Source organism: Curtobacterium sp. MCBD17_034 (genome assembly GCF_003234515.1).
GTDB lineage: Bacteria > Actinomycetota > Actinomycetes > Actinomycetales > Microbacteriaceae > Curtobacterium.
The window spans coordinates 291310-317430 of the sequence record NZ_QKTN01000001.1 but is presented as its reverse complement, the minus strand read 5'-3'; the positions used below and the strand labels follow the sequence as shown (position 1 = coordinate 317430).

Annotated in this window: 27 protein-coding genes; 12 read left to right on the top strand and 15 right to left on the bottom strand. The window is 74.2% G+C overall.

The window, feature by feature from the left end; all coding sequences use genetic code 11:
- Positions 1–73: 73 nt before the first annotated feature.
- A complete protein-coding gene (locus DEI92_RS01555) occupies positions 74–376 on the bottom strand; it encodes a DUF427 domain-containing protein (protein WP_111011250.1) in 303 nt (100 codons plus the stop codon).
- A 58-nt stretch (positions 377–434) separates the two neighbouring features.
- Positions 435–1064 (bottom strand): hypothetical protein, encoded by a 630-nt coding sequence (locus DEI92_RS01550; protein ID WP_111011249.1) that lies wholly within the window; start codon positions 1062–1064, stop codon positions 435–437.
- Between the two features lie 35 nt (positions 1065–1099).
- On the opposite strand from DEI92_RS01550, the gene DEI92_RS01545 reads away from it, so the two are divergent.
- From DEI92_RS01545 to DEI92_RS01520, 6 genes are all read left to right on the top strand, one after another.
- Positions 1100–1741 (top strand): GNAT family N-acetyltransferase, encoded by a 642-nt coding sequence (locus DEI92_RS01545; RefSeq protein ID WP_111012105.1) that lies wholly within the window; start codon positions 1100–1102, stop codon positions 1739–1741.
- Positions 1742–1748: 7 nt separating this feature from the next.
- A complete protein-coding gene (locus DEI92_RS01540; protein WP_146249072.1) occupies positions 1749–2240 on the top strand; it encodes a hypothetical protein in 492 nt (163 codons plus the stop codon).
- A gap of 100 nt (positions 2241–2340) precedes the next feature.
- On the top strand, positions 2341–3000 hold the full coding sequence (locus DEI92_RS01535; protein ID WP_258369876.1) for a DUF1684 domain-containing protein: 660 nt from the start codon (positions 2341–2343) through the stop codon (positions 2998–3000).
- Positions 2997–3365: a GntR family transcriptional regulator gene (locus tag DEI92_RS01530; RefSeq protein WP_258369875.1), complete on the top strand. Its 369-nt coding sequence runs from the start codon at positions 2997–2999 to the stop codon at positions 3363–3365. The genes DEI92_RS01535 and DEI92_RS01530 overlap by 4 nt, the downstream gene beginning before the upstream one ends.
- A 375-nt stretch (positions 3366–3740) precedes the next feature.
- Positions 3741–5327, top strand: a complete 1587-nt coding sequence (locus DEI92_RS01525; RefSeq protein ID WP_111011266.1) for a DEAD/DEAH box helicase — start codon at positions 3741–3743, stop codon at positions 5325–5327.
- A 106-nt stretch (positions 5328–5433) separates the two neighbouring features.
- Complete coding sequence (locus tag DEI92_RS01520; protein WP_111011245.1) at positions 5434–5631, top strand: CsbD family protein; 198 nt, start codon at positions 5434–5436, stop codon at positions 5629–5631.
- Positions 5632–5775: 144 nt separating this feature from the next.
- On the opposite strand, the gene DEI92_RS01515 is transcribed toward DEI92_RS01520, so the two are convergent.
- The gene (locus DEI92_RS01515) at positions 5776–6318 is read right to left on the bottom strand and encodes an NUDIX hydrolase family protein (protein ID WP_111011244.1); all 543 of its coding nucleotides are present in this window, start codon (positions 6316–6318) and stop codon (positions 5776–5778) included.
- Between the two features lie 122 nt (positions 6319–6440).
- Complete coding sequence (locus DEI92_RS01510; protein ID WP_111049926.1) at positions 6441–7109, bottom strand: PadR family transcriptional regulator; 669 nt, start codon at positions 7107–7109, stop codon at positions 6441–6443.
- Between the two features lie 167 nt (positions 7110–7276).
- Between DEI92_RS01510 and DEI92_RS01505 the strand changes: the two genes are divergently transcribed.
- From DEI92_RS01505 to DEI92_RS01495, 3 genes are all read left to right on the top strand, one after another.
- Positions 7277–7606, top strand: coding sequence for an ATP-dependent DNA ligase (locus tag DEI92_RS01505; RefSeq protein WP_111012102.1), 330 nt, complete (start codon positions 7277–7279; stop codon positions 7604–7606).
- Between the two features lie 302 nt (positions 7607–7908).
- Positions 7909–12594, top strand: a complete 4686-nt coding sequence (locus DEI92_RS01500) for an ATP-dependent helicase (protein WP_111012101.1) — start codon at positions 7909–7911, stop codon at positions 12592–12594.
- Positions 12587–13366: a DNA-formamidopyrimidine glycosylase family protein gene (locus DEI92_RS01495; RefSeq protein ID WP_111012100.1), complete on the top strand. Its 780-nt coding sequence runs from the start codon at positions 12587–12589 to the stop codon at positions 13364–13366. The genes DEI92_RS01500 and DEI92_RS01495 overlap by 8 nt, the downstream gene beginning before the upstream one ends.
- Before the next feature lie 100 nt (positions 13367–13466).
- On the opposite strand, the gene DEI92_RS01490 is transcribed toward DEI92_RS01495, so the two are convergent.
- Positions 13467–13985, bottom strand: a complete 519-nt coding sequence (locus tag DEI92_RS01490; protein ID WP_111011239.1) for a hypothetical protein — start codon at positions 13983–13985, stop codon at positions 13467–13469.
- 156 nt (positions 13986–14141) lie between these two features.
- Between DEI92_RS01490 and DEI92_RS01485 the strand changes: the two genes are divergently transcribed.
- Positions 14142–14951, top strand: a complete 810-nt coding sequence (locus DEI92_RS01485) for a DUF4184 family protein (RefSeq protein ID WP_111012099.1) — start codon at positions 14142–14144, stop codon at positions 14949–14951.
- 13 nt (positions 14952–14964) lie between these two features.
- Here DEI92_RS01485 and DEI92_RS01480 read toward each other — a convergent pair whose 3' ends face one another.
- Together DEI92_RS01480 and DEI92_RS16400 are read right to left on the bottom strand one after the other, a co-directional pair.
- On the bottom strand, positions 14965–15840 hold the full coding sequence (locus tag DEI92_RS01480) for a hypothetical protein (RefSeq protein ID WP_111012098.1): 876 nt from the start codon (positions 15838–15840) through the stop codon (positions 14965–14967).
- 74 nt (positions 15841–15914) lie between these two features.
- Positions 15915–16739, bottom strand: coding sequence for an alpha/beta fold hydrolase (locus DEI92_RS16400; RefSeq protein ID WP_181434588.1), 825 nt, complete (start codon positions 16737–16739; stop codon positions 15915–15917).
- Between the two features lie 526 nt (positions 16740–17265).
- On the opposite strand from DEI92_RS16400, the gene DEI92_RS01470 reads away from it, so the two are divergent.
- Entirely contained in the window at positions 17266–18492 is a 1227-nt protein-coding gene (locus tag DEI92_RS01470; RefSeq protein WP_111012097.1) for a cobalamin-independent methionine synthase II family protein, read from the top strand.
- 122 nt (positions 18493–18614) lie between these two features.
- Here the strand turns inward: DEI92_RS01470 and DEI92_RS01465 are convergent, their stop codons facing one another.
- Together DEI92_RS01465 and DEI92_RS01460 are read right to left on the bottom strand one after the other, a co-directional pair.
- Positions 18615–19250 (bottom strand): methylated-DNA--[protein]-cysteine S-methyltransferase, encoded by a 636-nt coding sequence (locus DEI92_RS01465; protein WP_111012096.1) that lies wholly within the window; start codon positions 19248–19250, stop codon positions 18615–18617.
- On the bottom strand, positions 19247–20860 hold the full coding sequence (locus tag DEI92_RS01460) for an AlkA N-terminal domain-containing protein (protein ID WP_111012095.1): 1614 nt from the start codon (positions 20858–20860) through the stop codon (positions 19247–19249). The genes DEI92_RS01465 and DEI92_RS01460 overlap by 4 nt, the downstream gene beginning before the upstream one ends.
- A 160-nt stretch (positions 20861–21020) precedes the next feature.
- Between DEI92_RS01460 and DEI92_RS01455 the strand changes: the two genes are divergently transcribed.
- Positions 21021–21626 carry an MOSC domain-containing protein gene (locus tag DEI92_RS01455; RefSeq protein WP_258369872.1) on the top strand — a complete coding sequence of 202 codons (606 nt, stop codon included), beginning with the start codon at positions 21021–21023 and terminating at the stop codon, positions 21624–21626.
- Positions 21627–21718: 92 nt separating this feature from the next.
- Here DEI92_RS01455 and DEI92_RS01450 read toward each other — a convergent pair whose 3' ends face one another.
- The 6 genes from DEI92_RS01450 to DEI92_RS01425 all read right to left on the bottom strand — a co-directional run bounded on the left by DEI92_RS01450 (position 21719) and on the right by DEI92_RS01425 (position 26084).
- A complete protein-coding gene (locus tag DEI92_RS01450; protein ID WP_111011232.1) occupies positions 21719–22282 on the bottom strand; it encodes a type 1 glutamine amidotransferase domain-containing protein in 564 nt (187 codons plus the stop codon).
- Positions 22283–22468: 186 nt separating this feature from the next.
- Positions 22469–23131, bottom strand: a complete 663-nt coding sequence (locus DEI92_RS01445) for an HAD-IA family hydrolase (protein ID WP_258369871.1) — start codon at positions 23129–23131, stop codon at positions 22469–22471.
- A complete protein-coding gene (locus tag DEI92_RS01440; protein ID WP_111012094.1) occupies positions 23131–23964 on the bottom strand; it encodes a pyrimidine reductase family protein in 834 nt (277 codons plus the stop codon). The genes DEI92_RS01445 and DEI92_RS01440 overlap by 1 nt, the downstream gene beginning before the upstream one ends.
- Complete coding sequence (gene folP / locus DEI92_RS01435) at positions 23961–25013, bottom strand: dihydropteroate synthase (protein WP_111012093.1); 1053 nt, start codon at positions 25011–25013, stop codon at positions 23961–23963. Before folP ends, DEI92_RS01440 begins: the two co-directional genes overlap by 4 nt.
- Positions 25010–25636: a GTP cyclohydrolase I gene (gene folE, locus DEI92_RS01430; RefSeq protein WP_111012092.1), complete on the bottom strand. Its 627-nt coding sequence runs from the start codon at positions 25634–25636 to the stop codon at positions 25010–25012. The genes folP and folE overlap by 4 nt, the downstream gene beginning before the upstream one ends.
- On the bottom strand, positions 25617–26084 hold the full coding sequence (locus DEI92_RS01425) for a hypothetical protein (RefSeq protein WP_111012091.1): 468 nt from the start codon (positions 26082–26084) through the stop codon (positions 25617–25619). Before DEI92_RS01425 ends, folE begins: the two co-directional genes overlap by 20 nt.
- Positions 26085–26121: the final 37 nt, after the last annotated feature.

Genomic DNA, 26121 nt, shown 5'->3' with positions numbered 1-26121 from the left:
TCCGGCCCCCGTCCCCGCACGCAGCGCGGCCGGACCCGGGACGTCCGGATCCGGCCGCGGGGCACGCGTCAGGTCAGTCGGTGACCTGGACTTCCTTCCAGAACGCGACGTAGCCGCTGTAGTCCTTGCCGACGCGGTCGAACGACGACGGGATCGGGTCCGGGTACGACCACGCGCGGTCGGGCAGGACCTGGTCGCCGGCGTGGACCGTGAAGTACTGGGTGTCGCCCTTCCACGGGCAGTGGTACGGCGTGTCCGACTCCTCGAGCAGGTCGGTCCGCACGCTCGCCGGCGGGAAGTACCAGTTCCCCTCGATCTGGATGAGGTCCTCCTGCGGGGCCTCGGCGATCACGGTGCCGTTGGCGACGGCCTTCATGGTTCCTCCTGGGTCGATCGGTCCGCGGCCCGGGCGACCGCGTTCCCGTTATGGAACGCTACCCGCGGCGACCGTGTTCCCGTCCGCCGCCGGCGCCCCCGGCGCGCAGGGTCCGCAGCGTCGCGGGGGCGGCGAGCGCCGCCTCCACCAGGTCGTGACGGCCGACCGCGTCGAGCATCGTCGCGCTCACCGACGCCGTCAGGAGGTGCCGGACGGCACGCCGCAGGCCCGTGTACGCGGCGCAGGCCGCGGCGGCCTCGGGCGACGTGTGGTCGATGCCCCGAGCGGCGAGCGCGTCGACCACCGCGCCGGCGGCGAGGAGGTCCTCGACGGCGGGCTCGGGTGCGCCGGCGGGATCGGCCACGGCCTCCCCGGCGTCCTCGAGCGACGGCGCCGCACCGCCGGCCGTCGCGTCGTCGTCGACACCCGCGCCGACCACGGCGACGACGCACCGGTCACCGAGTGCGGCCTGGAGGCCCAGCACCCGCTCCGCCACGAGGTCCGCGTCCGCGAGTCCCGCGTGCACGACCTCGGGGCCCGCGGGGAGGAGCGGCAGGACGGCCCGGACCTCCGATGTCGGGAGGACGTCGACCCACACGAGCACGTGGGCGTCGGCGGCGATGCGACCCGCGCCCGCGGCGCCCCACCCGAACCGGACCTGGTACTTCGTCTGTCCACGCTCGTGCACCCCGTCACTGTAGCCGCGACGACTAGCATCGCCGCATGGACATCGACCCGATCCCGACCCTCATCGGCGACCGCGTCACGCTCGAGCCGCTCGGACACGAGCACGCCGACGACCTGCGGGCCGTGGTGGCGGACGGGGACCTCTGGCGCACCTGGTACACGTCCGTACCCCGCCCGGCCGAGGTCGAGGGCGAGATCGACCGTCGGCTGGCCGAGCACGCGGCGGGCACGATGGTCCCGTTCGCCATCCGTGACCGTCCGACGGGTCGGGTCGTCGGGGCGACCACGTTCCTCGACGTCGACGAGCTGAACCGGCACGTGGAGATCGGCGCGACGTTCCTGGCGCGCTCGGCGCAGCGCACGGGCGTCAACCCCGAGGCGAAGCTGCTCATGCTGTCCCACGCATTCGACGTCTGGGAGTGCATCGCGGTCGAGTTCCGCACGCACTGGCACAACCGGCAGTCGCGTGCCGCGATCGAGGGGCTCGGCGCGAAGCTCGACGGCGTCCTCCGCAACCACCGGCTCGGGCCGGACGGCAGTCGACGCGACACCGTCGTCTACTCGATCACCGACGACGAGTGGCCCACGGTCCGGCTCGGTCTGCGTGAGCGGCTCGCCGCCCACGACCGCCGCGCGGGCAGCCGCCACGAGGGTCGGCACGCCGGCCGGCACGCCTGAGGCAACCGTGCACGTCGGACTCCGCGTGGTGCTGGACGCCCCGGTCGCCACGGTCCGGGAGGCCCTGCTCGACCCCGCCGTGATGGTCGCCGTGACCCGCCCCCTGCTGGTGTACCGGTCGCTCGAACCGGGTGGGTTCCCGGAGCGGTGGACCCCCGACGATCCCCACCGGGTCCGGGCGGACGCGTTCGGCGTGCTGCCGAGCGGTGCGACCCACGTGCACCTCGAGCGGTACGAGGTCGACGGCGTCCCCGTGCAGCGCGACGTCGGCGGCGGGATCTCCGGCCTGTTCGCGCGCATGACGATCCGGCACCGGATGGCGGCCACGGCGACCGCGGACGGACGGACCCTGCTGCACGATCGGCTCGTGTACCGCACGCGGCCGTGGGGGCTCGGCGTCGCGCTGTGGCCGGGCATGTGGGTGGTGTGGCAGTGGCGCGGCCTGCGCATGCGGATGCTCGCGCCGACCTGGGCGGCGCGCGGCCGATCCCGCGTCTGATCCCCCGTCCTCCGGAGACGCCGACCAGAGCCGGGCGCGGCCGGTGCGCCCTGTGGACGACGGAGGGCACCGGATCGCCGACGGGCGTACCCTCGCTCCCGTGACCGACGCGAGCACCGCCGTGGACGAGACGACCGCCGCCACCTTCGCCACGATCGACTGGCGGCGCAGCACCTTCGACCTGTACCGCCGGGTCCGTGCGGTCGGGGACCCGGCCGAGGCGCACGCGCTGTGGCGGGCCGGACGCGACGCGATGTTCGCGGAGCACCCCGCCAGCCCGCTCCTCCCCGAGGACACCGTGGGGTTCACCGGGCTGCCCGTGGCGGCGTACGACCCCGCCTGGCGGTTCGAGCTCGCCGTCGAGCCGACCGAGCCCGCGCACCTCGACGTCCCGACCGGCACCGACGGGATCGTCGCCTTCGACCGCGTCGGCCTGGTCCGGGTCCCCGACGTCGGACCGCTCGACGTCTGGGCGCACGCCGGGTACGGCGGTGGGCTGTTCGTGCCCGTCAAGGACGCCGACGCGGGACGCCCCGGGGGCACGTACGGCGGCGGTCGCTACCTGCTCGACACGATCAAGGGCGCGGACCTCGGTGGCACCCCTGACTCCCTCGTGGTCGACCTCAACTTCGCGTACAACCCGTCGTGCGCCTACGACCCGGCATGGGCGTGCCCCCTCGCGCCGCCCGGCAACACCGTCCCCGTCCCGATCCCCGTGGGCGAGCGCTCCGGCGTGGTGGCGGCGGAGGACGTGCGGTGAGCGGCACCGGGCACCTCGTCGCGATCGACGCCGGCGGACGGGTCCCGCCGTACGAACAGGTCCGCTCGCAGATCGCCGCGCAGATCGCCGCCGGCTACCTGGTCGACGGTGAGCGCCTGCCGAGCGTGCGCGGCCTCGCGGGCGAACTCCGGCTCGCGCCCGGCACCGTCGCCAAGGCCTACGGGCTGCTCGAGGAGGCCGGTCTCGTCACGACGGCGCGCGGCGGTGGGACCCGCGTGGTCCGGCCTGCCGCCGTGCCCGAGGCGGTCGACGCCGCCGCTCGGGTCCTCGCCGAGCAGGCCCGCCACGACGGCCTGTCGTTCGACCAGACGGTGGCGGCGCTGCGGGACCGCTGGCAGGCCTGACGCGCCGAGCGCGCACCCGTCCGACGCGGTCCGACACCCGTCGCCCTGGCCCTCCGGTGCCGACGGCGATATGATGGGGGCACTCGAGGCGTTCCACTGCCTTGTGCGTCGTACGACGCCCCCGAGACTCTCCCGGTCCCCGGCCACATGGTCGGCCGGACCGATGCGTATCGTGCACCGGGCCTCCAGAACGGAGGGCCGTGCCTGGCTCACTGCGGCGAACCCGCCCGCGCGTCCGCGCCGGCGTCCCGCTCCGCATGGCCGTCGGCCGTGCGCATCCGAAAGGCCCTCGTGACCTCCGACTCCACCGTTCCCGCGTCCACCGACACGGACGCCCCCACCACCTCGTTCGCCGAACTCGGCGTCCCGACCGCCATGGTCGACGTCCTGACCGCGCAGGGCAAGACCGGCGCGTTCCCGATCCAGGTCGACACGCTGCCCGACACCCTCGCCGGCAAGGACGTCCTCGGCCGCGGCCGCACGGGCTCCGGCAAGACCCTCGCGTTCTCGATCCCGCTCGTGGCCCGGCTCGCCGGCGACCAGCGCCGTCGCCGGAGCGGCCACCCCCGCGCGCTCGTCCTCGCGCCGACCCGAGAGCTCGCGACCCAGATCGACGCCGTGCTCGCCCCGCTCGCCCAGGCGATGGGCCTCAACACCACCGTGATCTTCGGCGGTGTCTCCCAGGGCCGTCAGGTCGATGCCGTCTCGCGCGGGGTCGACATCGTCGTGGCCTGCCCAGGCCGACTCGACGACCTCATGAAGCAGGGGCACGTCAAGCTCGACGGCATCGAGGCGACCGTCCTCGACGAGGCCGACCACATGGCGGACCTCGGGTTCCTGCCCGTTGTCACGCGGATCATGAAGGCCACCCCGGCCGATGGTCAGCGACTGCTCTTCAGCGCCACGCTCGACAACGGCGTGGACAAGCTCGTCAAGCAGTTCCTGCACTCCCCCGTCATGCACTCCGTCGACGACGCCTCGTCGCACGTCGACCAGATGACGCACCACATCTTCGAGGTGTCCGGGGCCGACGACAAGAAGGACCTCGTCCAGGTGCTCGCCTCGGGCTCGGGCCGTCGCATCATGTTCATGCGCACGAAGCACCACGCCAAGCGCCTCGCGAAGTCGCTGACCGCGGCCGGGATCCCCGCCGTCGACCTGCAGGGCAACCTGTCGCAGCCGCAGCGGGATCGCAACCTCGCGCGCTTCGCATCGGGTGACGCGCTCGTCCTCGTCGCCACCGACGTCGCCGCACGCGGTGTCCACGTCGACGGTGTCGAGCTCGTCGTGCACGTCGACCCGCCGACCGAGCACAAGGCGTACCTGCACCGCTCGGGCCGCACCGCCCGTGCCGGGTCCGCCGGTGACGTCGTGACGGTCGTGCTCCCCGAGCAGCGCCGCGACGTCGCGCAGATGCTCAAGAAGGCGTCGATCGGCGCGCGCCCGCAGCAGGTGACCGCACGGTCCGCCGCGGTCACCGAGCTCGTCGGGGACGTCGCTCCGATCCGCCACGTCGCCGAGGCCGCGCCCACGCAGCGCCAGCCGCAGCGCGCCACGCGCTCCGTCGCCGACGCGGTGGCCGCCTCGGCCACCGAGGGCGCCGGGCGTCGCCGTCGCCGCGGCGGTCGCGGGACCGGGCAGGGCACCGCCACCGGGGAACCGACGCAGGGTCGATCGGGAGGTCCGCAGCGGTCCGCCGGGACCCGTTCCGGTGACGAGGCCGGGCACCGTTCGGACGCGCGTCGCGGCGAGCCCCGCCGTGGCGGCCAGGCCGGCTCGCGGTCGACCGGCCACACGTCCGGCGGCGGTCGCCGCGCACAGTCCTCCGTGACGCGTGGCGGCTCGGCCGCGGTGTACTCGTCCGAGACGGGGCGGCCCGCCCAGCCGTGGCACGACGAGAAGCCGGCCCGCCGGACGGGCTCGCGCCGGGCCTCCCGTCCGGCCGGATCCGCGCGCGACTGATCGCTGGCAACCCGCTGGGAGCACGTCCTCCCATCCGCGTACGGTGAGCGGCGTCCTGGTCACGACGTGGCCCGGACGGCAACCGTCCCCGACGGAAGGAGAGCCCATGGCAGGCACGGAAGACATGAAGAACAACGGCGAGAAGCTCCTCGGCAAGGCCAAGGAGGCGTTCGGCGACGCGACCGGCGACGACCGGTTGAAGACCGAGGGCCAGACCGACCAGGCCAAGGGCTCTGCGAAGCAGGGTGTGACGGACGTCAAGGACGCCGCGCACGGTGTCGCGGACAGCTTCAAGGACAAGTAGGACCAAGCCGGAGAACGGCTGCGGACGGCCCCGACGATCGATGATCGTCGGGGCCGTCCGTCGTTCCCGAGCCGTTCGTCGTTCCCGAGCTGGGGCGCCGGCAGCGGTCGCGGGTGTCGGTGGTGTGGGGGTGCTGCCCCCTGGTCACATGAGGGCGCCGACCGACGCCAGCCCGGCGCGGAGCAGGGAGCCGCGGCCACCCTCCATCTCGGCCGCCACCGCGTCACTCGCCGCCTCGATCGGGGTCATCCACGTGAGCTCGAGGGCGTCCTGGCGGGGTTCGCACGTGCCGGTCACGGGCACCACGTAGGCGAGCGAGATCGCGTGCTGCCGGTCGTCCGTGTACACCGACGCGCCGGGCAGCGGGAAGTACTCGGCGACCGTGAACGGCGTCGGGCTCGCGGGCAGCTGCGGGAACGCCATGGCACCGAGGTCCTTCTCGAGGTGACGGAACAGCGCGCTCCGCAGGGACTCCCCGTACATCACGCGGCCCGACACGAGCGTGCGCGCGATCGATCCGCTCGGGCTGACCCGGAGGAGGACGCCGACCTCCGTCACGACACCGAGTCCGTCGGTGCGGACGGGCAGCGCCTCGACGTAGCAGATGGGGAGTCGGCGCCGGATCGACGCGAGCTCCTCGTCGGACAGCCAGCCGGAGTCGGGGTCGGGAGTGCGCAACGAGGCCATGGTCCGTTCTTACCAGGCAGGACGAGCGACGGCGGCGACCGGCACGCGTGGCACGGTGTGCACGCGGGCGGTCACCGCCGCCGGTCCGCGTCGGGTCCGTGGATCGGACCCGTGGCGCCGGCTCACTCCGCGAGGATCTGGAGCAGCTCGCGGCGGAGCTGGTCGATCTTGTCCCGCGCCGCGGCCAGCTGCGCCTCCGACGCTCCGGAGCGGTAGAGGTGCACGACCCCGAAGAGCTTCTGCAGCCCCTCGGCGAACGCACGCTGGGTGTCCGAGACACCGCTCGGGCTCGTCTCCCAGGCCCGAGCGATGTCGGCGGAGCGCGCCTCGACCTCGGCCCGGCCGGCGTCGGTCAGCTCGTAGGTGCTCCGCCCGTCGGTGCCCACGGCGCGCACCAGACCCTCGTCGACGAGCTGTTGGAGGGTCGGGTAGACCGACCCCGGGCTCGGACGCCAGTTCCCTCCCGTCCGCTCGGCGATCGCGCGGATGAGGCCGTAGCCGTTGTACGGCTCGCCGTTCTCGGCGCCGTCCGCGAGCAGTCCGAGGACGGCCAGGCGGACGTCGCCACGGCGTGCGCGCCGGCCCTCTCGCCCGAAGCCGAAGCCGGGCGCGAAGCCGGGACCGAAGCCGCCGGGACCGAAGCCGCCGGGTCCGAACGGCGCTCCCGCGCCGCCTCGGCCGCCGCCGTGCTGGTGGTGTTCCCGGGCGCCGCCGAAGCGTGCGGCCCAGGGGCCTCTGCGGCCCTGGTGGTGGCCGTCGTGGCCGTGTTCGTCGTCATGCATGGATCGCATGGTCGACCTCCTGTTCACGTCGCGTTCATCGCGGTATCGCGATGCGTCAACGATATGTCGTTACTGCGCGGGCCGTCAAGCCTGGGGCGGACTTCCGGCCGAGCGAGCATCCTGATCGGCACGGGACCGCCACCGATCCCGACGGTCGGTCACCGGAGGGAGACGCCATGGGCAAGTTCGTGTACGGCGTGAACGTGGTCGAGATCGGATTCGACGACCGCACGCTCGCGCACCTCAGCGTCGTGATCATCGCCAAGCTCCGGCGACGCGAGAGCTTCCTGTTCTCGTGGCGCGACGACTCCTCGGTCGGGGACGGCCGGAGCAGCGTGTGGATCGACCCGTCCATCCCGCTGTACTTCAAGTACTTCGGGTCACGGCCACCCTCGCTCAACCGGGCGTGGGTCGCAGCGCTCACCGCCACCGCGAACTCGGCACAGGGGCTGCACCTGGTGCCGGAGCCGAGCGACGGGGACGCGGCCGGCGGCGACGACGGCTGAAGCGCGCTGTCCGCCAGCCCGGGCCACGGCGTGACGTGCGGCGGGAGCGACGGCCTGGCGACGGGTCGAGGGGATGCGAGACCTCGCGCCCTGCCGTATCGTGCAATGCGTTGACGATGTCTCATGCGTCGTCGCCGTCGTCCGTCGACGAGGAGCCGGGGCGGGTGCCGGCACGGGGAGCCGGGTTCAGGGGCGCTCCGCGTCGGGCCCGGCCGGGCTCCGTCCGGAGGCGAGTCGGAGCACGTGGGCGGGGTCGGGCCTCCCGGCCGGATGTCGGGCGTCGCGGGCATGATGGGCCGCACATGACCGACGTGCTCGACCGCTTCTCGCCGCCCACTGCCGCGTGGTTCCGCGGGGCGTTCACCGCGCCCACGGCCGCGCAGACCGGCGCGTGGGACGCCGTCTCGACCGGGCGCCACGCCCTCGTCGTCGCGCCGACCGGGTCCGGCAAGACCCTCGCGGCGTTCCTGTGGTCGATCGACCGGCTCATCACGGCGCCCGAGCAGCCCGATCCGCGGGCACGGACCCGCGTGCTGTACGTGTCCCCGCTCAAGGCGCTCGGCGTCGACGTCGAGCGCAACCTCCGCAGCCCGCTCGTCGGCATCACGCAGACGGCGAAGCGTCTGGGACTCGAGCCACCGGACGTCACCGTCGGCGTGCGGAGCGGGGACACCCCCACGGCCGACCGTCGCCTGCTGCAGCGGACGCCGCCCGACGTCCTCATCACGACGCCCGAGTCGCTCTACCTCATGCTCACGTCCTCAGCCCGGGACACCCTGCGGAACGTGGACACCGTCATCGTCGACGAGGTCCACGCCGTCGCGGCGTCGAAGCGGGGCGCGCACCTCGCCCTGAGCCTCGAGCGCCTCGACGACCTGCTCGAGCGTCCGGTGCAGCGGATCGGCCTGTCGGCCACGGTCCGCCCGGCAGAAGAGGTCGCACGGTTCCTCGGTGGTCGGGCTCCCGTCGAGATCATCGCGCCGCCCGCCCAGAAGACGTTCGACCTGCGCGTGGTCGTCCCGGTCGAGGACATGGCCGAACTCGGGCAGCCCGCCGCGGGTGACGACCCGACGGCCACGCCGACGAACGGCTCGATCTGGCCCCACGTCGAGGAGGCCGTGGTCGACCTCGTCGAGGCCCACCGGTCGACCATCGTGTTCGCGAACTCGCGGCGCCTGGCGGAGCGGCTCACGGCACGGCTCAACGAGATCCACGAGGAACGGCTCGGGCTGGTCGGCGCCCCCGAGGAGGCCCTGGTCGCCGTCGCCGCGGACGCCGGGGAGGCCGCCGAGCACGGACCCGGCTCGGACGACGGACGCGCGACACCGCGACGACCGCCCGCACAGCTCATCGGCGGCTCCGGACAGACGGCCGGTGGCGGCGGCGCGACGACGGACGACGCCGTCCCCGTCCTGGCCCGCGCCCACCACGGCTCCGTGTCCAAGGACCAGCGCGCGATCATCGAGGACGACCTGAAGTCGGGGCGCCTGCGGTGCGTCGTGGCGACGAGTTCGCTCGAGCTCGGGATCGACATGGGCGAGGTCGACCTCGTCGTCCAGGTCGAGGCACCACCCTCGGTCGCGAGCGGCCTGCAGCGCGTCGGCCGGGCGGGACACCAGGTCGGCGAGGTCTCGCGGGGCGTCCTGTTCCCGAAGCACCGCGCCGACCTCGTGCACAGTGCGGTCACCGTCGAGCGCATGGTCGAGGGCGCCATCGAGTCCATCGCGGTACCGGCGAACCCCCTCGACGTCCTCGCCCAACAGACCGTGGCCGCCGTCGCGCTCGACGAGGTCGACGTCGAGCACTGGTTCGAGCTCGTGCGGCGGAGTGCTCCGTTCAGCGGCCTGCCGCGCTCCGCGTTCGAGGCGACCCTCGACCTCGTGAGCGGGCGCTATCCGAGCGACGAGTTCGCCGAGCTGCGCCCCCGGCTCGTCTGGGACCGCGTGCACGGGACGATGACCGGGCGTCCGGGTGCCCAACGCCTCGCCGTGACGAGCGGTGGCACGATCCCGGACCGCGGTCTGTTCGGCGTGTTCATGGTCGGCGAGAAGGCATCGCGCGTCGGCGAGCTCGACGAGGAGATGGTCTACGAGTCCCGCGTCGGCGACGTCTTCGCCCTCGGGGCGACGAGCTGGCGGATCGAGGACATCACGCACGACCGCGTGCTCGTCAGTCCCGCGTTCGGCCAGCCCGGACGCGTCCCGTTCTGGAAGGGCGACGGCATCGGCCGCCCCGCGGAGCTCGGCCGGGCGATGGGCGCGTACGTGCGCGAGCTCGACACGGCCGCGCCGGACGACGCCCGGGCCCGGGTGTCGGGCAGCGGGCTGGACGACCGCGCCGTGACGAACCTCCTGACGTTCATCCGGGAGCAGCGCGAGGCGACCGGGCACGTGCCGACCGACACGACGCTCGTGGTCGAGCGCTTCCGGGACGAACTCGGCGACTGGCGGATGATCCTGCACTCGCCGTTCGGCATGCAGGTCCACGCACCGTGGGCACTCGCGGTCGGGGCGCGCCTGCGCGAGCGGTACGGGATCGACGGCGGCGCGATGGCCAGCGACGACGGCGTGGTCGTGCGGATCCCGGAGACCGACGCCGAGCCTCCCGGCTCCGAGCTGTTCGTGTTCGAGCGCGACGACCTCGACGCGTTGGTGACGGACGAGGTCGGGGGCTCCGCGCTGTTCGCCGCGCGGTTCCGCGAGTGCGCCGCTCGCGCGCTCCTGTTGCCGCGCCGTGACCCGGGCCGGCGGTCGCCGCTCTGGCAGCAGCGCCAGCGGGCGTCGCAACTGCTCGACGTCGCGCGCAAGTTCCCGACGTTCCCGATCATCCTCGAGACCGTGCGCGAGGTCCTGCAGGACGTCTACGACGTGCCGGCCCTCCTCGGCATCGCCGACGACATCGCGCGTCGGTCCATCCGCATCGTCGAGACCCAGACCGAGCAGCCGTCGCCGTTCGCGCGCTCCCTGCTGTTCGGGTACGTCGCGGCGTTCATGTACGAGGGCGACTCGCCCCTCGCCGAGCGTCGGGCCGCGGCGCTGTCGCTCGACGCCACCCTGCTCGGCGAACTGCTCGGTCGTGCAGAGCTGCGGGAGCTCCTCGACCCGGGCGTGCTCGTGAGCGTCGAGGCGGACCTGCAGCGGCTGTCACCCGACCGCCGCGCGCGCGACGCCGAGGGGCTCGTCGACGTGCTCCGCCTCGTGGGACCGCTCGACCTCGACGAGTGCGTGGCCCGGAGCTGGCTCGCCGACGCCGCCGCCACGTCCGAGTCCGCCGCCGCGGACGCCCGGGCGACGATGACCACGACCCTCACGGACCTGGAGCGGGACCGCCGACTCCTCGGCTTCACGTTCCGGGGCGAGCAGCGGTGGTCCGTGATCGAGGACGCCTCGCGCCTCCGTGACGCCCTCGGGGTCGCCCTGCCGATCGGCGTACCGACGGCGTTCGTCGAGCCGGTCGCCGACCCCCTCGGCGACCTCGTCGGCCGGTACGCACGGAGCCACGGGCCGTTCGCGGCTGGCGAGGCCGCCACCCACCTCGGCCTCGGGGTCGCGGTGGTCACGGACGTCCTGCGGCGCCTCGTCGCGGACCGGCGCGTCGTCGAGGGCGAGTTCCGCCCGGACCGTCAGGGTGCCGAGTGGTGCGACGCCGAGGTCCTCCGGCGCATCCGGACGCGGTCGCTCGCCGCGCTCCGGCACGAGGTCGAACCGGTGTCCGCCGACGCGCTCGCCCGGTTCCTGCCCGCGTGGCAGCACGTGCACACACCCGAGACCCGTGGGGGCCTCCGCGGCGTCGACGGCGTGCTGCAGGTCGTCGACCAGCTGTCCGGCGTCGCGGTCCCGGCGTCCGCGTGGGAGTCGCTGGTGCTGCCGAGCCGCGTGGTCGACTACACACCCGCGATGCTCGACGAACTGACCGCGACCGGGGAGGTCCTGTGGTCCGGCGGCGGGTCGCTGCCGGGGAACGACGGCTGGGTGCGCCTGCACCTGGCGGACACGGCCTCGACGACGCTCGCCGAACCGTCCGGCGCGGACACCACCGAGCTGCAGCGCGACGTGCTCGGGGCGCTCGCGGGTGGCGGCGCGTACTTCTTCCGACAGCTGGCCCAGTCCGTCGGCAGCACGGACGACCAGGCCCTCGCGACGGCGCTGTGGGACCTCGTGTGGGCCGGGCAGATCACGAACGACACCTTCGCGCCGCTCCGGTCCGTGATCGGCGGTCGCACCCGGGCCGCCGCGCCCCGCACGCGCGCCTACCGTGGCCGACGACGGCCGACCCTGCCTGCACAGTCCGGGCCGCCGACCGTCGGCGGCCGGTGGTCGCTCCTCCCCCTCGCCGAGCCCGACCAGACCGTCCGGGCCGCCGCACTCGCCGAACAGCTGCTCGAGCGGCACGGCGTCGTCACCCGCGGTGCCGTGCAGGTCGAGGGCGTCCGAGGCGGGTTCGCCGGCGTGTACCGCGTGCTCGCCCGGTTCGAGGAGACCGGGCGTGCCCGTCGCGGTTACTTCGTCGAGGGCCTCGGCGCGGCGCAGTTCGCGACCGGGCCCACCGTCGACCGACTCCGCACGTACAGCCAGGACATCGACGCCGCCGAGGCGGACCCGGAGCGCCGTCGCGTGGCGATCACCCTCGCCGCGACCGATCCCGCCAACCCGTTCGGTGCGGCGCTGCCCTGGCCGGCGGGCGACACGGACGAGGACGGCTCGCGCGGACACCGGCCGGGACGCAAGGCCGGTGCACTCGTCACGATCGTCGACGGCCGCCTCGCCGTGTACGTCGAGCGGGGCGGCAAGAGCGTGCTGACGTTCACCCCGGACGAACCCGTGCTCGCCGCCGCCGCGCAGTCCATCGCCGCGACGGTGCGCCGTGGGCTCGGGCGCCTCGCCGTCGAGCGCGTCGACGGGACCTTCGTGCTCGAGACGCCGCTCGGAGACCTGCTGCGCGACGCCGGGTTCACCGCCACGCCACAGGGACTGCGACTCCGTGCCTGAGGGCGACACCGTCTACCGCGCGGCCCACAAGCTGCACGCGGCCCTGGCCGGCAAGGTCCTGACGCGCACCGACTTCCGGGTACCGGCGTTCGCGACCGTCGACCTGACCGGGCGCGTGGTCGACGAGGTCGTCCCGCGCGGCAAGCACATCCTGCACCGCATCGGCGACGTCACCGTCCACTCGCACCTCAAGATGGAGGGCCGGTGGGACGTCTACGCGCCGGGTGACCGTTGGCGGCGCCCTGCACACCAGGCACGCGCCGTCCTCGACGCCGAGGGCGTCTCCACCGTGGGGTTCACCCTCGGCGTGCTCGAGATCGTCCCCCGCGAGCACGAGGACACGATCGTCGGGCACCTCGGCCCGGACCTGCTCGGGCCGGACTGGGACCCGGCGCGCGCCGAGGCGAACCTCGTCGCGGACCCCGCACGGCCGATCGGCCTCGCGCTGCTCGACCAGCGGGTCATGGCCGGGCTCGGCAACGTCTACCGGAACGAGTTGTGCTTCCTCCGCGGGGTGCTGCCGACGCGGCCCGTCGGCGAGGTCAGCGACCCGACGCGCGTGGTGGCGCTCGCGGAACGGCTCATCGTGGCGAACCGCGACCGCTCCAACCGCGTCACGACGGGGAACACCCGGCCGGGGCAGCGATTCTGGGTCTACGGGCGCGACGGCAAGCCGTGCCTCCGCTGCGGCACGCGGATCCGGTACGGCACGCTCGGCGAGGACGCGCTGTCGCTGCGGGACACCTACTGGTGTCCGCGGTGTCAGCACTGAACCCCCGGACAGTGGCGAGCGCCGCAGACAGCACTGAGCGCCGCGGGGCTCGTGGCCGGCCGCGGCGCTCAGAGTCGTTGCGCGGGCGGACCCGCGTGGATCAGTGGTCGATGTCCTCGACGATGCAGCTGATCACGGTCTTCGCGTCCGACGACGACGCGGTGAAGCCCGCGGGTGCGTTCGGCGACGACGAGCCGTTGCGCGCCGCGGCGTTCACGGCGTAGATCGTGCCGTCGAAGGTCTGCCCCTTCGCCATGGTCGGGTTCTTCGTCGTCACCCAGACGGCGACCTCGTCCTCGTTCGGGTCGTCCTGGCCGTTCGTCGGCGCCACCGAGGCACCGATGTACCAACCCCCCGTGGTCTTCCACGTGTCGGCGAAGTCGATGTCGTCGTGGGTGCCGAGCGCGTGGTTGATCTGCTCGACGACGTCGACGTTCGCGACGGGGCACTTCGACCCGTTGCGCTGCGCGGGGTTCGTCTGCTGCTGCTGGGAGCCGGGGACCTTGCCGACGGGATCCTGGTTCTGCGCGCCCCCGGTGCCCGCGGTGTGACAGCCGGTGAGCAGGAGTGCAGACGCGACGGCCACGATGGCCGCGCTCGTGATCTTCGTGGTCCTCATGGCCCGGACCGTACCCGCGCGCTCCTGCCCGGGCTCCCATTTCCGGGAGTCCGCTCAGCGTGTCTGTCCCCCGACGGTTCGACGTCGCGGCTGATCCACGGGTGTCGCGCAACCCCGGCCCGGTTCCTCCCGGTGCCGGTGTGCCATCATCCGCGCATGCCGTTCACCGTCAGCCACACGATCGTGGCGCTGCCGTTCCGCGGGACCCGGGTTCCCGCAGCAGCCCTCGCCGTCGGTGCCATGGCACCGGACGCCGTGCTCTTCGTCCCGGAGCTGCCCGCGTACGGGGTGACGCACTCGGCGCTCGGCGCGCTCACGGTGTCCACGCCGGTCGCACTCATCGCCCTGGCCGCGTGGACCTTCGGGCTCCGGTGGGCGTTCACCGCGATCCAACCCCGGTCGGTGCACGACCGACTGCCCGCGTCCTGGGACGACCCGACGAGTGCGTGGTCCGCCTTCCGGTCCCGGACGCCCGCCGCGCGGGTGGGTCGGCTGGCGCTGGTGCTCGCCACCGTGATCGCCGGCGTCTACAGCCACGTCGCGTGGGACTCGTTCACGCACCGGCACGGGTGGTCGGTCGCGCGGCTCGCGGTCCTCCGTGCGTTGATCCACGGCCACCCCGTGTACGACCTCGTGCAGAACGCGTGCTCGGTCGGTGGGATGCTCGTGCTCGCCGTCGCGTTCGTGCTCTGGCTGCGCCGGACGCCCCCGGTACCGCGTACACGACGACTGCCCGCGGGGATCGCACGGGGACTGCGCGTCGCACTGCTGGCGGTCGCGGGGCTGGTGACGATCGTCGGAGCTGCCCCGCTCCTCCTGGTCGGATCGAGCGCGGAGGGCGTGCTCGGCTGGGCGGCGATCCTGGCCGTGCGGGTGTGCGCGGTGCTGCTCGTCCTGACGGCCGTCGGCCTCGCGCTGGTGCGCGTGGGACGGGCGCCGGATCGGGTCGTGCCCCGCGGCCGGTGACCGGGCGGATTCGTCAGGGGGCCGTGACCCAGGTGCGCAGGAACCGGGCTCCCGCCTCGTCGTGGATGACGCCGTCGGGCGCGGTGAGGACCGGGTACGGGGTCTCGGGCACACCGTCAGCCGGGCGGACGTCCACGTGCGCGACGTCGTGCCCGTGCTCGTGCAGCCAGTCCGCCATGGCGTAGTCGCTCCGGGAGTCACCGACCGTGCGCCAGGTCGCGGGCAGGGCGCCGTCATCGGCCAGGAGCTCGAGCGCACGCTCCGCTCCCATGTCCTTGCCGGTGCGGGCGGACTCGATGTCGGTGGAGATGATCGTCGGGTCGATGCGCCAGGTGACGCTGCCGTCGTCGGCCGGGCGGACGTCGTCGAGTCGCCGCACCCCGTACCCGCGGCGGACGAGGGCGTCCATCGCGCGGGCGTCGAGGTCGGGCTGCCGGGCCAGGAACGTCGCACTCGGGACGTCGACCCGCTGCTCGATCGAGACCATCGCCCGCTTCGTCTCGTCGTAGAACACGACATCGGCGAAGGTGTCGGCGACGAGGGCGCGCATCTCGTCGGCGAAGTCCACCGGGAGCGCGAGGTCCTCGGCGACCTCGATCGCGCTCATCCCGCCGTCGAACCGCGGGTCGATCGAGCACCAGACCGCGCCCTTCTCGCACACGGCGTGCACCCGACCACCGGGCGCGAGACCACCGGCGAGCAACGGCCCGACGACCTGCTCGCGGATGAACGCGTCGCTGCGCCCGGTGTTGAAGACGACCGGGATCCCCTGGGCCGCCAGTGCCACGAGGTCCTCGACGATGGACGGGATGGCGATCGTCCGCGACACCGGACTGGCGATCGGACCGTCGACGTCGAGGAGCAGACCGAGGCGCGGAGGGGTCGTCATCCGTCCATCCTCCCAGGCGAACGCCGAGGGACGGAGGCGGACCGACGCGCTCCGTGGTGACGCGCCGACCGAGGTCAGCCGAGCGGGTCGGGCTCCTCCACCCGCTCCCGCAGGAGGAACGGGACGACGCCCTCGGCCAGCGCGGCACCGTTGACGACGTGCGCCTGGTCCTGCAGCACGGTGTGCTCCGACCCCGGCACGGCCTCGACCGCCGCGTGGGCCGCGAGCTTGAGCCAGTCGGGGCTCGATCCGCCGGTCATGACGAGCACGGGCGTCGTGATGCGGGCGAGGACCTCGGTCGGCAGGGCGAATCCGGTCATGACGTGGACGTCGTTCGGGAGGGTCGCGGCACCGGCGAGCAGACCGGCCCACGCCGGGCGCTGCATCCGCAGGACGACGGGCGCGAGCCAGGGCGTGCCGAGCACCCGACGCAGGAAGAACCGCACCGCTGCCGCGGCACGACCGCCACGGACGAGGGCCGTGATGCGCTCGGGGTCCGGGAACCGCGGATCGACCGACGCGCGGTACGGCGGCTCCCAGGCGACCGCTCGCTCGATCGGCGCTCCGCCCGCAGCGGCCAGGAGGACCAACCCGGCGCCGGCACAGAGGCCCACGACGGACGGTCGCCCGCCCGCAGCGGCGATGACGGCCTCGAGGTCCTCGACCTCGCGCTGCGCCTCGGCCAGCCCGCCACCGCTCTCGCCCCTGCCACGGCGGTCGTACCAGGTGACGGTGAAGTGCTCGGCGAGGGCCGTGGCGGTCTCGGTGAGGGCACCGAAGGCGCGGTGGTCGAACGGCCCGGCGACGAGCACGAGCGCCGGCCCGCTGCCCGTGGTGGACGTCGCGATCGCGGTGCCGTCCGCGGAGACGACGGTGCGCTCAGCGGGTTCGACGTGCATGGAGGTCCTCTGGACGGGATGGCGCGTGGTCGGGGCGCTTCCGGGGAAGGCGCTCCCGATTCTGTCAGCGCGCTCCCGACGCGTCATCACCCGCAACCAGGGGTGGTCGTCGCGCCTCCGGCACGGAGCGGAGCCGTCGTCCGGACGAAGCCCCCGGGGCCGGTCACCCGAACGGACCGGCCCCGAGGCGACGGCGACCCGACCCGAACGGGTGCGCCCTCGGCCCTGGGGGCTCCCCGACGCCGAGCGCCGGGCACTTCTCGCCATGCCTTCGATGCGGGGTCCGCGGACCGATGGGATCGCGCTTGACCCCAGTTCGGGTGGCGTCGGCGATCGCGTCCGTCGCGTGGCGTAACAGATGCCGTGCGGCGCCGGACCCGTGGCACGCTTGCCTCCACGCAGCGCACCACGCGAAGCCTCGCGCGCGGCGTCGACCGCTCCCGTCGTGGACGGCCGCCGCGCACGCCTGCGACGTCCCACTGCCCGAGGGAGTCGCACGACGACTCCGTCCCCGAGGAGCGCACGCATGTCATTCGAGAACACCACACACATCCAGGCCACCACGGCCGGTTCCCTTCCCCGTACCCCCGAGCTCATCGCCGCGAACGCCGCGCGACCGCTCGCCGAGGACGGGTTCACCCTGCAGACCACCGACGAGGTCCGCGCCCTGACGAGTGCGGCCGTCGACGACGTGGTCGCCCGGCAGGTCCGGCTCGGGATCACCCAACCCGGCGACGGCGAGTACGGCAAGGCGATGTCGAGTTCGGTCGACTACGGCGCCTGGTGGGGCTACTCGTTCCAGCGCGTCAGCGGCCTGTCCCTGACCGAGGAGAACATCTTCACGCAGGAGCCCGTCCGCTCGGAGCCGGGGCACGTCCGCCTGACCTCGTTCCCCGACCGACGGGACTGGATCGCCTTCCGGGACGCCTACCAGGACCCGGAGAGCGGGATCGGGGTCGGCAAGAACGCGACCGCGTTCCCCACGACGACGGGGCCGATCGTCTACACGGGCCACGAGGCCGCCCGCACCGACGCCGCGAACCTCAAGCACGCGCTCGAGGCGAACGGCGTCGACAACGGGTTCATCACCGCGCTCTCGCCCGGTTCCGGTGCCCGCGTCGCGAACGAGTACTACGCGACCGAGGAAGAGCACATCTGGGCCTGGGCCGACGCTCTCCGTGAGGAGTACCGGATCATCCTCGACGCGGGGCTCTCGCTGCAGATCGACGACCCCTCGATCGCCGAGAACTGGGACCAGATCAACCCCGAGCCGAGCGTCGAGGACTACCGCGCGTTCACCCGGATCCGGGTCGAGGCCCTCAACCACGCACTCCGCGGCCTGGACACCTCGCGCGTGCGGTTCCACCTGTGCTGGGGCTCGTGGCACGGACCCCACACGACGGACATCGAACTCCGTCACATCGTGGACCTCATGCTCGACATCGACGCGAGCGCCTACTCGTTCGAGGCCGCGAACGCCCGCCACGAGCACGAGTGGACCGTCTGGGAGGACACCGAGCTGCCGGACGGCAAGGTGATCATCCCGGGTGTGGTCGGCCACGCCACGAACGTCGTCGAGCACCCGGACCTGGTCGCGCAGCGGATCGAGCGGTTCGCCGAGTTCGTCGGCCGCGAGCGGGTCATCGCCGGGACCGACTGTGGTCTGGGCGGCCGCGTCCACCCCTCGATCGCCGCCGCCAAGCTCGAGTCGCTCGGCGAGGGCGCCCGACGGGCCTCGGCGAAGCTGTTCTGAGCCGTCACACATCGCGCTGACCGGACGGCCCGGCCCTCCTGGGGGTCGGGCCGTCCGTCGTCCCGGCCCCTCCTGGGGTCGGGCCGTCCGTCCTCCCGGCCGCCGCGATCCGAGCTCGGTCGTCAGGCCGTCCGCGCGGCGAGGTCGGCCTCGCGCTCGAGCAGGGACCGTTTGACGTGCTCGCCCCAGGCGAAGCCCCCGAGGCCGCCGTTGCTCCGGAGCACCCGATGGCAGGGCACGAACAGTGCTGGCGCGTTCCGGGCGCAGACGCTCGCCGCGGCGCGCACGGCCTCCGGACGACCCATGGCCGCGGCGAGCTGGGTGTACGTGAGCACGGTGCCCGCCGGCACGAGCCGGAGCTGCCGCCAGCCCTCGGTGAACAGTTCCGTGCCGAACTGCCGGACGCGCACCTGCATGGCCGGTTCGACGTCGCCGTCGTAGTAGGCCTGGACCGCCGTGGCCGACGCCACCGCGCCCGGCACGACGACCACCGGGCGCTGGCGCTCCGCCAGCCGGGCGAGGACCTCGGTGGCCTCCGCCGTCCACCCGGACGCGAGGACCGTGCCGTCGCCGTCCTCGAGCACGGTGAACGGACCGTCGGGCGTCGCGAGGGTGGCGACGCGCGCGACCGTCGTCGCCGCGCGAGGCTCGGGCGGGACCACGACGGCGTCGGACGACCGGAGCGGGGACGCCGCGTCCGGTACGACGGACGCCGACTCCGACGCGGCCGGTTCGGGCCGTCGGTCGATGGTGCTCATGGGATGTGCCTTCCGTTCGGTCGATGCCCCTGGTGCGGCGGGGTGCGTGCGGCAGCGCGCCAGAGGTGCATGGTCAGGTAGCTCCGCCAGGGAGCGAGTGCCGACGACCATACGGAGAGTCCGCGCGGGTCGTCGGGGATCCCGAGGGCCTGTGCACCGTTCCGCACGGCGACGTCCTTGGGGAGGAGGAGATCGGGGTGGTGCCGGACCCGGAGCGCGACGTACGCGGCGGTCCAGGGCCCGACCCCGGGCACGGCGAGCAGTCGCGCGCGGAGGTCGTCCAGCGTCGCGGCCCGGTCCACGACGAGCGATCCGTCGGCGAGCCCCGCCGCGACCCGGTGCAGCGTCGCGACACGGGCTCGGGGACCGCGGATGACCCGCTCCGCGTCGCCCGGCGGCGCCGACCCCGCTCCCGCATCGGCGACGAGCTGCCGCCCCACGGCATCGGCGAGCACGGCGGCCGTCGGGAACATCCGCATCCCGGGCGCGACGGTGTCGGGCACCGGCTCTCCGAGGGCGTCCACCACACGACCGAGCGCCGTCCGCGCCGCGGCGACGCGCACCTGCTGCCCGAGGACCGCCCGGACGACGAGCTCGTCGGCGTCGAGCGCCCCCGGCACCCGGATGCCCGGCACGGCGGCCACCGACGGCGCCAGCTCCGGGACCACTCCGAGCAGGGCGTCCACCGCGACCGGGTCCGCGTCCAGGTCGAACAGGGACCGGACGCGCGCGACGAGGGTCGGGAGGTCGGACAGCGTCGTCATCCGGACCTCGAGGTCGATGCCGGTACCGCGGCCGGAGGGTCCCGGGTCGGCGGGGGTCGCGGCGAACCAGGCCGGGCCTCCCGGCAGTCGCACGACCCGCTCGTAGCGGGCGCCGCCGGGATCCGCGGCGGTGGCCGCGACCTCGACGCCGGGCAGCGCGCGGGCGGCGAACCAGGCGAAGAGGCCGTGGGCGTCGAACGGCGGTCGCGCGGGCAGGTGGACGCGGAGCGCCCCGTCCGGCGTCGGCGCCGCGCGTCCACTCCGCGCCCGCAGCGCGGTCGGGGTGAGCCCGTAGACCTCGCGCACGGTGTCGTTGAACTGCCGCACGCTGCCGAATCCGGCGGCGAACGCGACGTCCGCGACCGGCAGCGACGACGTCGTGAGCAGCGTCCGGGCGTGCTGGGCGCGCTGCGCGCGGCTCAGTGCCTTCGGCCCGGCGCCGAGCTCCTGCACGAGGATCCGCGTGAGGTGTCGCGGGGAGTACCCGAGGCGTGCGGCGAGCGCCGGCACTCCGTCGCGCTCGACCACGCCGTCCGTCACGAGGCGCATGGCGCGCGCGGCGACGTCCTCGCGCACGTTCCAGGCGGGGCTGCCGGGGCTCGCCTCCGGCAGGCACCGCTTGCACGCGCGGTACCCGGCGAGGTGCGCGGCCGCACTCGTGGGGTAGAACGTGACGCCCGAGCTCCGCGGCGTGCGAGCGGGACAGCTCGGTCGGCAGTAGATGCGCGTCGAGTGGACGGCGGTGACGAACTGGCCGTCGAAGCGGGCGTCGCGCGACGCGGCGATGCGGTAGCGCTCCGCGTGGAGCGGGTCGGAGGTCGCGCCCGTCCCCCCGCCCGTGTCCATGCTCCCAGCCTGACACGCGCCACCGACCCGGACCAGCGGGAATCGGACACGGCGGCAGTGTCGACGGGATCGGCCCGGCGGGCGCGCGGTGGCGCGCTCGGTCCGCCTCCGCACCTCGACCGGGAGGCACGGCGGACGCCGACAGGTACGGTCGGGTGTCATGGACGCGAGCGGTGAGCACCCCGCCGGCGACGGGACGACCGCGCGCGACGGGGCGGGCGCGACTCCGGGCCTCCCGGCCGGACTGCTGGCGACCACGTACCCGGTGACCGTCGAACTGCTGCTCGCCGCACCGCGGCACCGCTACGAGGGCCGGCCCGCCGACGGTCCGGCCCCGGCGGACGGACCGGAGCTCCACGAGCGGATCACGGTCCGGGCCGGGCTCGGGATCGTCGGCGACCGGTTCCACGGCCATCCCGCGCACCGCCAGGCGTCCGTCACGGTGATCGGGGCCGAGCCGCTCGAGGCGCTCGCGGCGGAACTCGGCATCCCGCTGGACCCGGCGCTCACCCGACGGAACGTGGTGCTCCGCGGCGTCGACGTCGAGGCCCTCCGCGGCGTCCTGTTCTCGATCGACACGGGGTCGGGGCCGGTCGTGCTGCAGGGACACCGTGCGGCGAACCCCTGCGCGTGGATGGACGTGGCGATCGGGCCGGGCGTGTTCCGCGGGATGCGGGGTCGGGGCGGGATCCGCTGCGAGCCGCTGACCGACGGCGTGCTGACGCTCGGCCCGGGGACGCTCCGGGCGGCGGTGCCGCTGGGCTGAGCATGGTTCGCGTGGCCGTCGAACCGCGTGGTGCCCGTGGAACCGCGGGATCACGCGGTTCGACGGGCACCAGGGTGTTCGATGTGCCGCGGTCAGCCGACGGGGACGACCGCCCCTTCGATCGCGGGGACGAACGCCTGCAGGTCGCCGGGGTTGCGGGAGGTGATGAGCGTGTAGCCCCCCGAGACGTCGACCTCGACCTCGCGGTCCACCCACTCGGCGCCGGCGTTGCGGATGTCGGTCTGCAGCGTGTGGAACGAGGTGATCGTGCGTCCGGGGAGGATGCCCGCCTCGACCAGGAGCCAGGGGCCGTGGCAGATCGCGGCGATGGGCTTGCCCGCGTCGGCGAACGCCGTGACGAGGGCGATCGCTCCCGGCTCGCGGCGCAGCGTGTCGGCGTTGATGGTGCCGCCGGGGATGAGGATCGCGTCGTAGTCGCTCTCGTCGGCCTCGTCGAGCGCGAGGTCGACGTCCACCTGCTGGCCCGGGTCCTTGTCGCCCACGAGCGTCTGGATGGGAGACTGCTCCTTGGCGGCGATCGTGACCGCGGCGCCCTTCTCGCGGAGCTGCTCGACCGGGACGACGATCTCGTCCTGCTCGACCCCGTAGTTCGTGGCGATCACGAGGATCTTCGTGCCGTTCAGTTCGTCGGCCATGGTGCTCCTTCCGTCAGTGCGCGGTCCGGATCGGCTCCGCGCCGCCGTCGGGTCGTGTCCGGCGGCTCCATCGAGTCTCGGCGTGATCACCCGCGAGCGTCCGCAGGTCGCAGCCGACGTGGAGGCGCCCCGTCCCCCGGGTGCACACCGGCTCGGCCCGGCACCTGCTCCCGGCCCGGCGGGCGCTCAGCCCCGGATGCGGAAGCCCGCGCCCGCGCGTGACACCGTGACGCGCGTGTGGTCCGTCACGCGGTCGAGACCCTCGGTCGTCGGGGACCTGTGCGCGCCGACCACGACGACGTGGGCCCCCGACGCCACGGCGGACACGAGGCCCGCTTCAGCGTCCTCGAAGGCGGTGCAGTCCCCGGGCGGGAGACCGAGCATCTCGGCCCCGAGCCGGTAGCAGTCGGGAGCGGGCTTGCCGTTCGGCACGTCCTCGGCGGTGACGACCACCTCGGGCACGGGGACGCCGGCCGCCGCCATCCGGTTCAGTGCGAGGTCGCGCGGCGCGCTCGTCACGAGGGCGACGGGCGCTCCGAGGTCGAGGAGGGTCCGCACGAGCGCGCCGGCGCCGGGGACCTCGGTGATGCCGTCGGTGCGACGGACCTCGTCGGCCACGAGCGCCGCCGACAGGGCGACCCGTTCGTCGTGCGACCGGTCGGGCAGGAACCGGGTCACGGTGTCGATCGTCTGGCGACCGTGCGAGAACGCGAGGATCTCGCGCGGGTCGATGCCGTGCTCCGCCCCGAAGCGCCCCCAGGCGGCCTCGACGATCGCGGTGGAGTCGACGAGGGTGCCGTCCATGTCGAACAGGAACCCGGCGGTGACGTGGTCGAGGTGCTGCGGCATCACGGTCGACGGTACCGCGTCAGGAGCATGTCGCCGGCGCGGAGGACGTGGGCGAGCCGCATCGAGCGGAGGCCCTGCCCAGCACCGCCCCGCGCGATCCGGGGTCCGTCGCCGCCCTCGAGGACCGGGCTGACGGTGAGGCACAGCTCGTCCACCGCATCGGCCGCCACGAGCGCCCCGAGGAGGCCGGGCCCGCCCTCGCAGTGGATCTGGGCGAGGCCGCGCTCCACCAGCGCCCGCCGGACGACCGCGACGTCCACGGCGTCCGCCCCGCAGTCGACGACGTCCGCGACCGCGGCGAGCGCCGCGCGTCGGTCCGCGGGCGCCTCCGCGTGCGTCAGGACGACCGGTCGCACCGGTGCCTCCGTGAAGACCCGCGACGCCGCGTCGAGCGCCAGGGACCCGCTGACGATCGCGAACGCGGGGTGGTCCGGGAGGTCCCGCGCACGCCGCCACGCCACGTCCGCGTCGTGCAGGCGCATCGGCCCGTACCCCTCGTTCCGGACGGTCCCGGCTGCGACGAGGACGACGTCCGCGAGGCGGCGCAGGAGGTCGAACACGCGGAGGTCGGCCGGGCCGCCGAGGCCACCGGAGACGCCCCCGGCGGTGGCGGAGCCGTCGAGACTGCTGACGACGTTGACCCGCACCCAGCTGTCGGCCGTCGTCGGGGAGGGGTGTCGGGCCTCCCGGCCGTACAGGGCGAGGAGTGCGTCGTCGTCGAGCGGTCCCGGGCCGGCGGCGGGGAACAGCTGCTCGATGGCGGCGGCGGCGACCGTCGCCCCGGCGGCGGGTGCGGCGGCGTGCTCGTCGGCGGCGTGCTCGTCCGGGCTCATGCGACCGGACGGTTGCCCTCGGGCAACAGGTTGTGGACCGGGTCGACGGGGGCGCGCCAACCGAGCACGGCCTCGACCATGCGGGCCGCGTCGACCGCGGGACGGACGTCGTGCATGCGGAGGATCCGGGCGCCGAGCATCGCGCTCATCGTCGCGGCCGCGAGCGACCCCGCCAGCCGTTCGCCCCGGGGCCGCCCCAGGGACTCCCCGACGAAGTCCTTGTTCGACACCGCCGCGAGGGTCGGGAACCCGAGCGCCGCGACCTCGGCCAGTCGACGGGTCAACTCGAGCGAGTGCACCGTCGTCTTGTTGAGGTCGTGTCCGGGGTCGACGACGATCCGCGACTCCGGCACACCACGCTCGAGCGCGAGGTCGACCCGCCGCCGGAGGAACGCGACCACGTCGCCGACGACGTCGTCGTACCGCGGCATCGGGTGCTCCTGCCGCGGGGCAGCCAGGCTGTGGGTGATGACGACCGTCGCGTCGCTGTCGGCCACGACGTCGGCCATCCGCGGATCCGACAACCCCGTCGTGTCGTTGACGACCGAGGCGCCCGCGGCGATCGCCGCCGCCGCGACCTCGGGCCGGAACGTGTCCACGGACACGACCACGTCCGACGCCTGGACGAGCGCGCGCACCACGGGCACGACGCGGTCGGCCTCCTCGTCCGCGGGCACCTCGGGGCCGGGGGCGAACTTGACGCCGCCGACGTCCACCCAGTCCGCGCCCTCGTCCGCCGCCGCCACCGCTGCGGCGACCGCTCGATCGAGCGCGAACGTGGCGCCTCGGTCGTGGAACGAATCGGGGGTGCGGTTGACGATCGCCATGACGGCGATCCGCCGGTCGAAGTCGAACGTCCGGCGGCCGATCCTGCGGACGGGGTGGCGGAGCGGCGGGAGCACGGGACCGGTCGCGAGCACGGGGGCGGCCGTGCGCTCGGAGCCGGTCGTGCGCTCGGGGCCGGCCGTGCGCTCGGGGCCGGCCGTGCGCTCGGGGTCGGTCACGAGCACGGCGCCGGTCGGGAGGCCCAGGGCCGCGTCCGCCGTCATGCCACCGCTCCGCTGCCGGCCGCGCCGATGAGCGCGATGACCTCGGCCCGACGGACCGGGTCCGCGAGGACTCCGCTGCTCGCCACGGTCACCGTCGAACTGGCCGTCTGCCGCTCACCACGGGTCGTCACGCAGGCGTGCACGGCGTCGAGCACGACGAGCACCCCCGGGGCGTCGAGCCCCTCGGCGATGGCCGACACGACCTCGGACCCGAGCCGCTCCTGCAGCTGCGGCCGCGAGGCGATCGCGTCGACCACCCGCGAGAGCGTGCCGAGCCCGATGATCCGCTCGCCCGGCACGTACGCCAGGTGGGCGACCCCGAGGAACGGCAGCAGGTGGTGCTCACACACCGAGCGGAACCGGACGTCGCGCACGATCACGACCTCACCGAGCTCGTCCGGCTCGGCCGGCACCGCCCCACGTCGCACGATGTCGGTCGCGTCGACCCCGAGGCCGCTGAAGAACTCGGCGAACGCGTCCGCCACCCGCGCGGGCGTCGCCTGGAGGCCCGGACGCGTCGGGTCCTCACCGACACCGGCGAGGAGCTCGCGCACGGCCGCCTCGACGCGAGCCCGGTCCTGGCGTCCGTTCACCGCCCCATCATCACACCTGCTCGCCGACATCGGCGGGCAGGGCCTCGTGGTGGGGCGCCCCGTGGGTGCGGCGCTGTTCCTTCATGCGGGCCTCGAAGAGGTGGCGACGGCCGCCGGCCAGCTGCTCGCGGGCCTCCCGTTCGGCGTCGCGGACGACCGACCAGTAGTCGTCGTCGTAGTCCTCGACGATCTGGAACGTCCATCGGCCGGCGATGACGTTGCGGCCGACGACGTCACGCTCGATGCGGTCGGCGACGTCGTCGTGTCCGGCCTGGCGGAACAGGTCCACGGCTTTACCGATCGCGAGGTCCGCCGTGCCCGTGAGGCGGTGGAAGCCGTACAGCAGGCCGCGAGCGTGCTCGAGCGCCTCGAGCCCCTCGGACAGCTTGCCGAGGGCGTCCACCGTGGCGTCGTCGACCCCCTCCGGGATCCGATGTGCTGCGTCGGGCCCGTCGGTGTCGGGACGTTCGTTCGTCATGGTGATCGTTGTACTCGGGCGGCTGCCGGTCACCCCC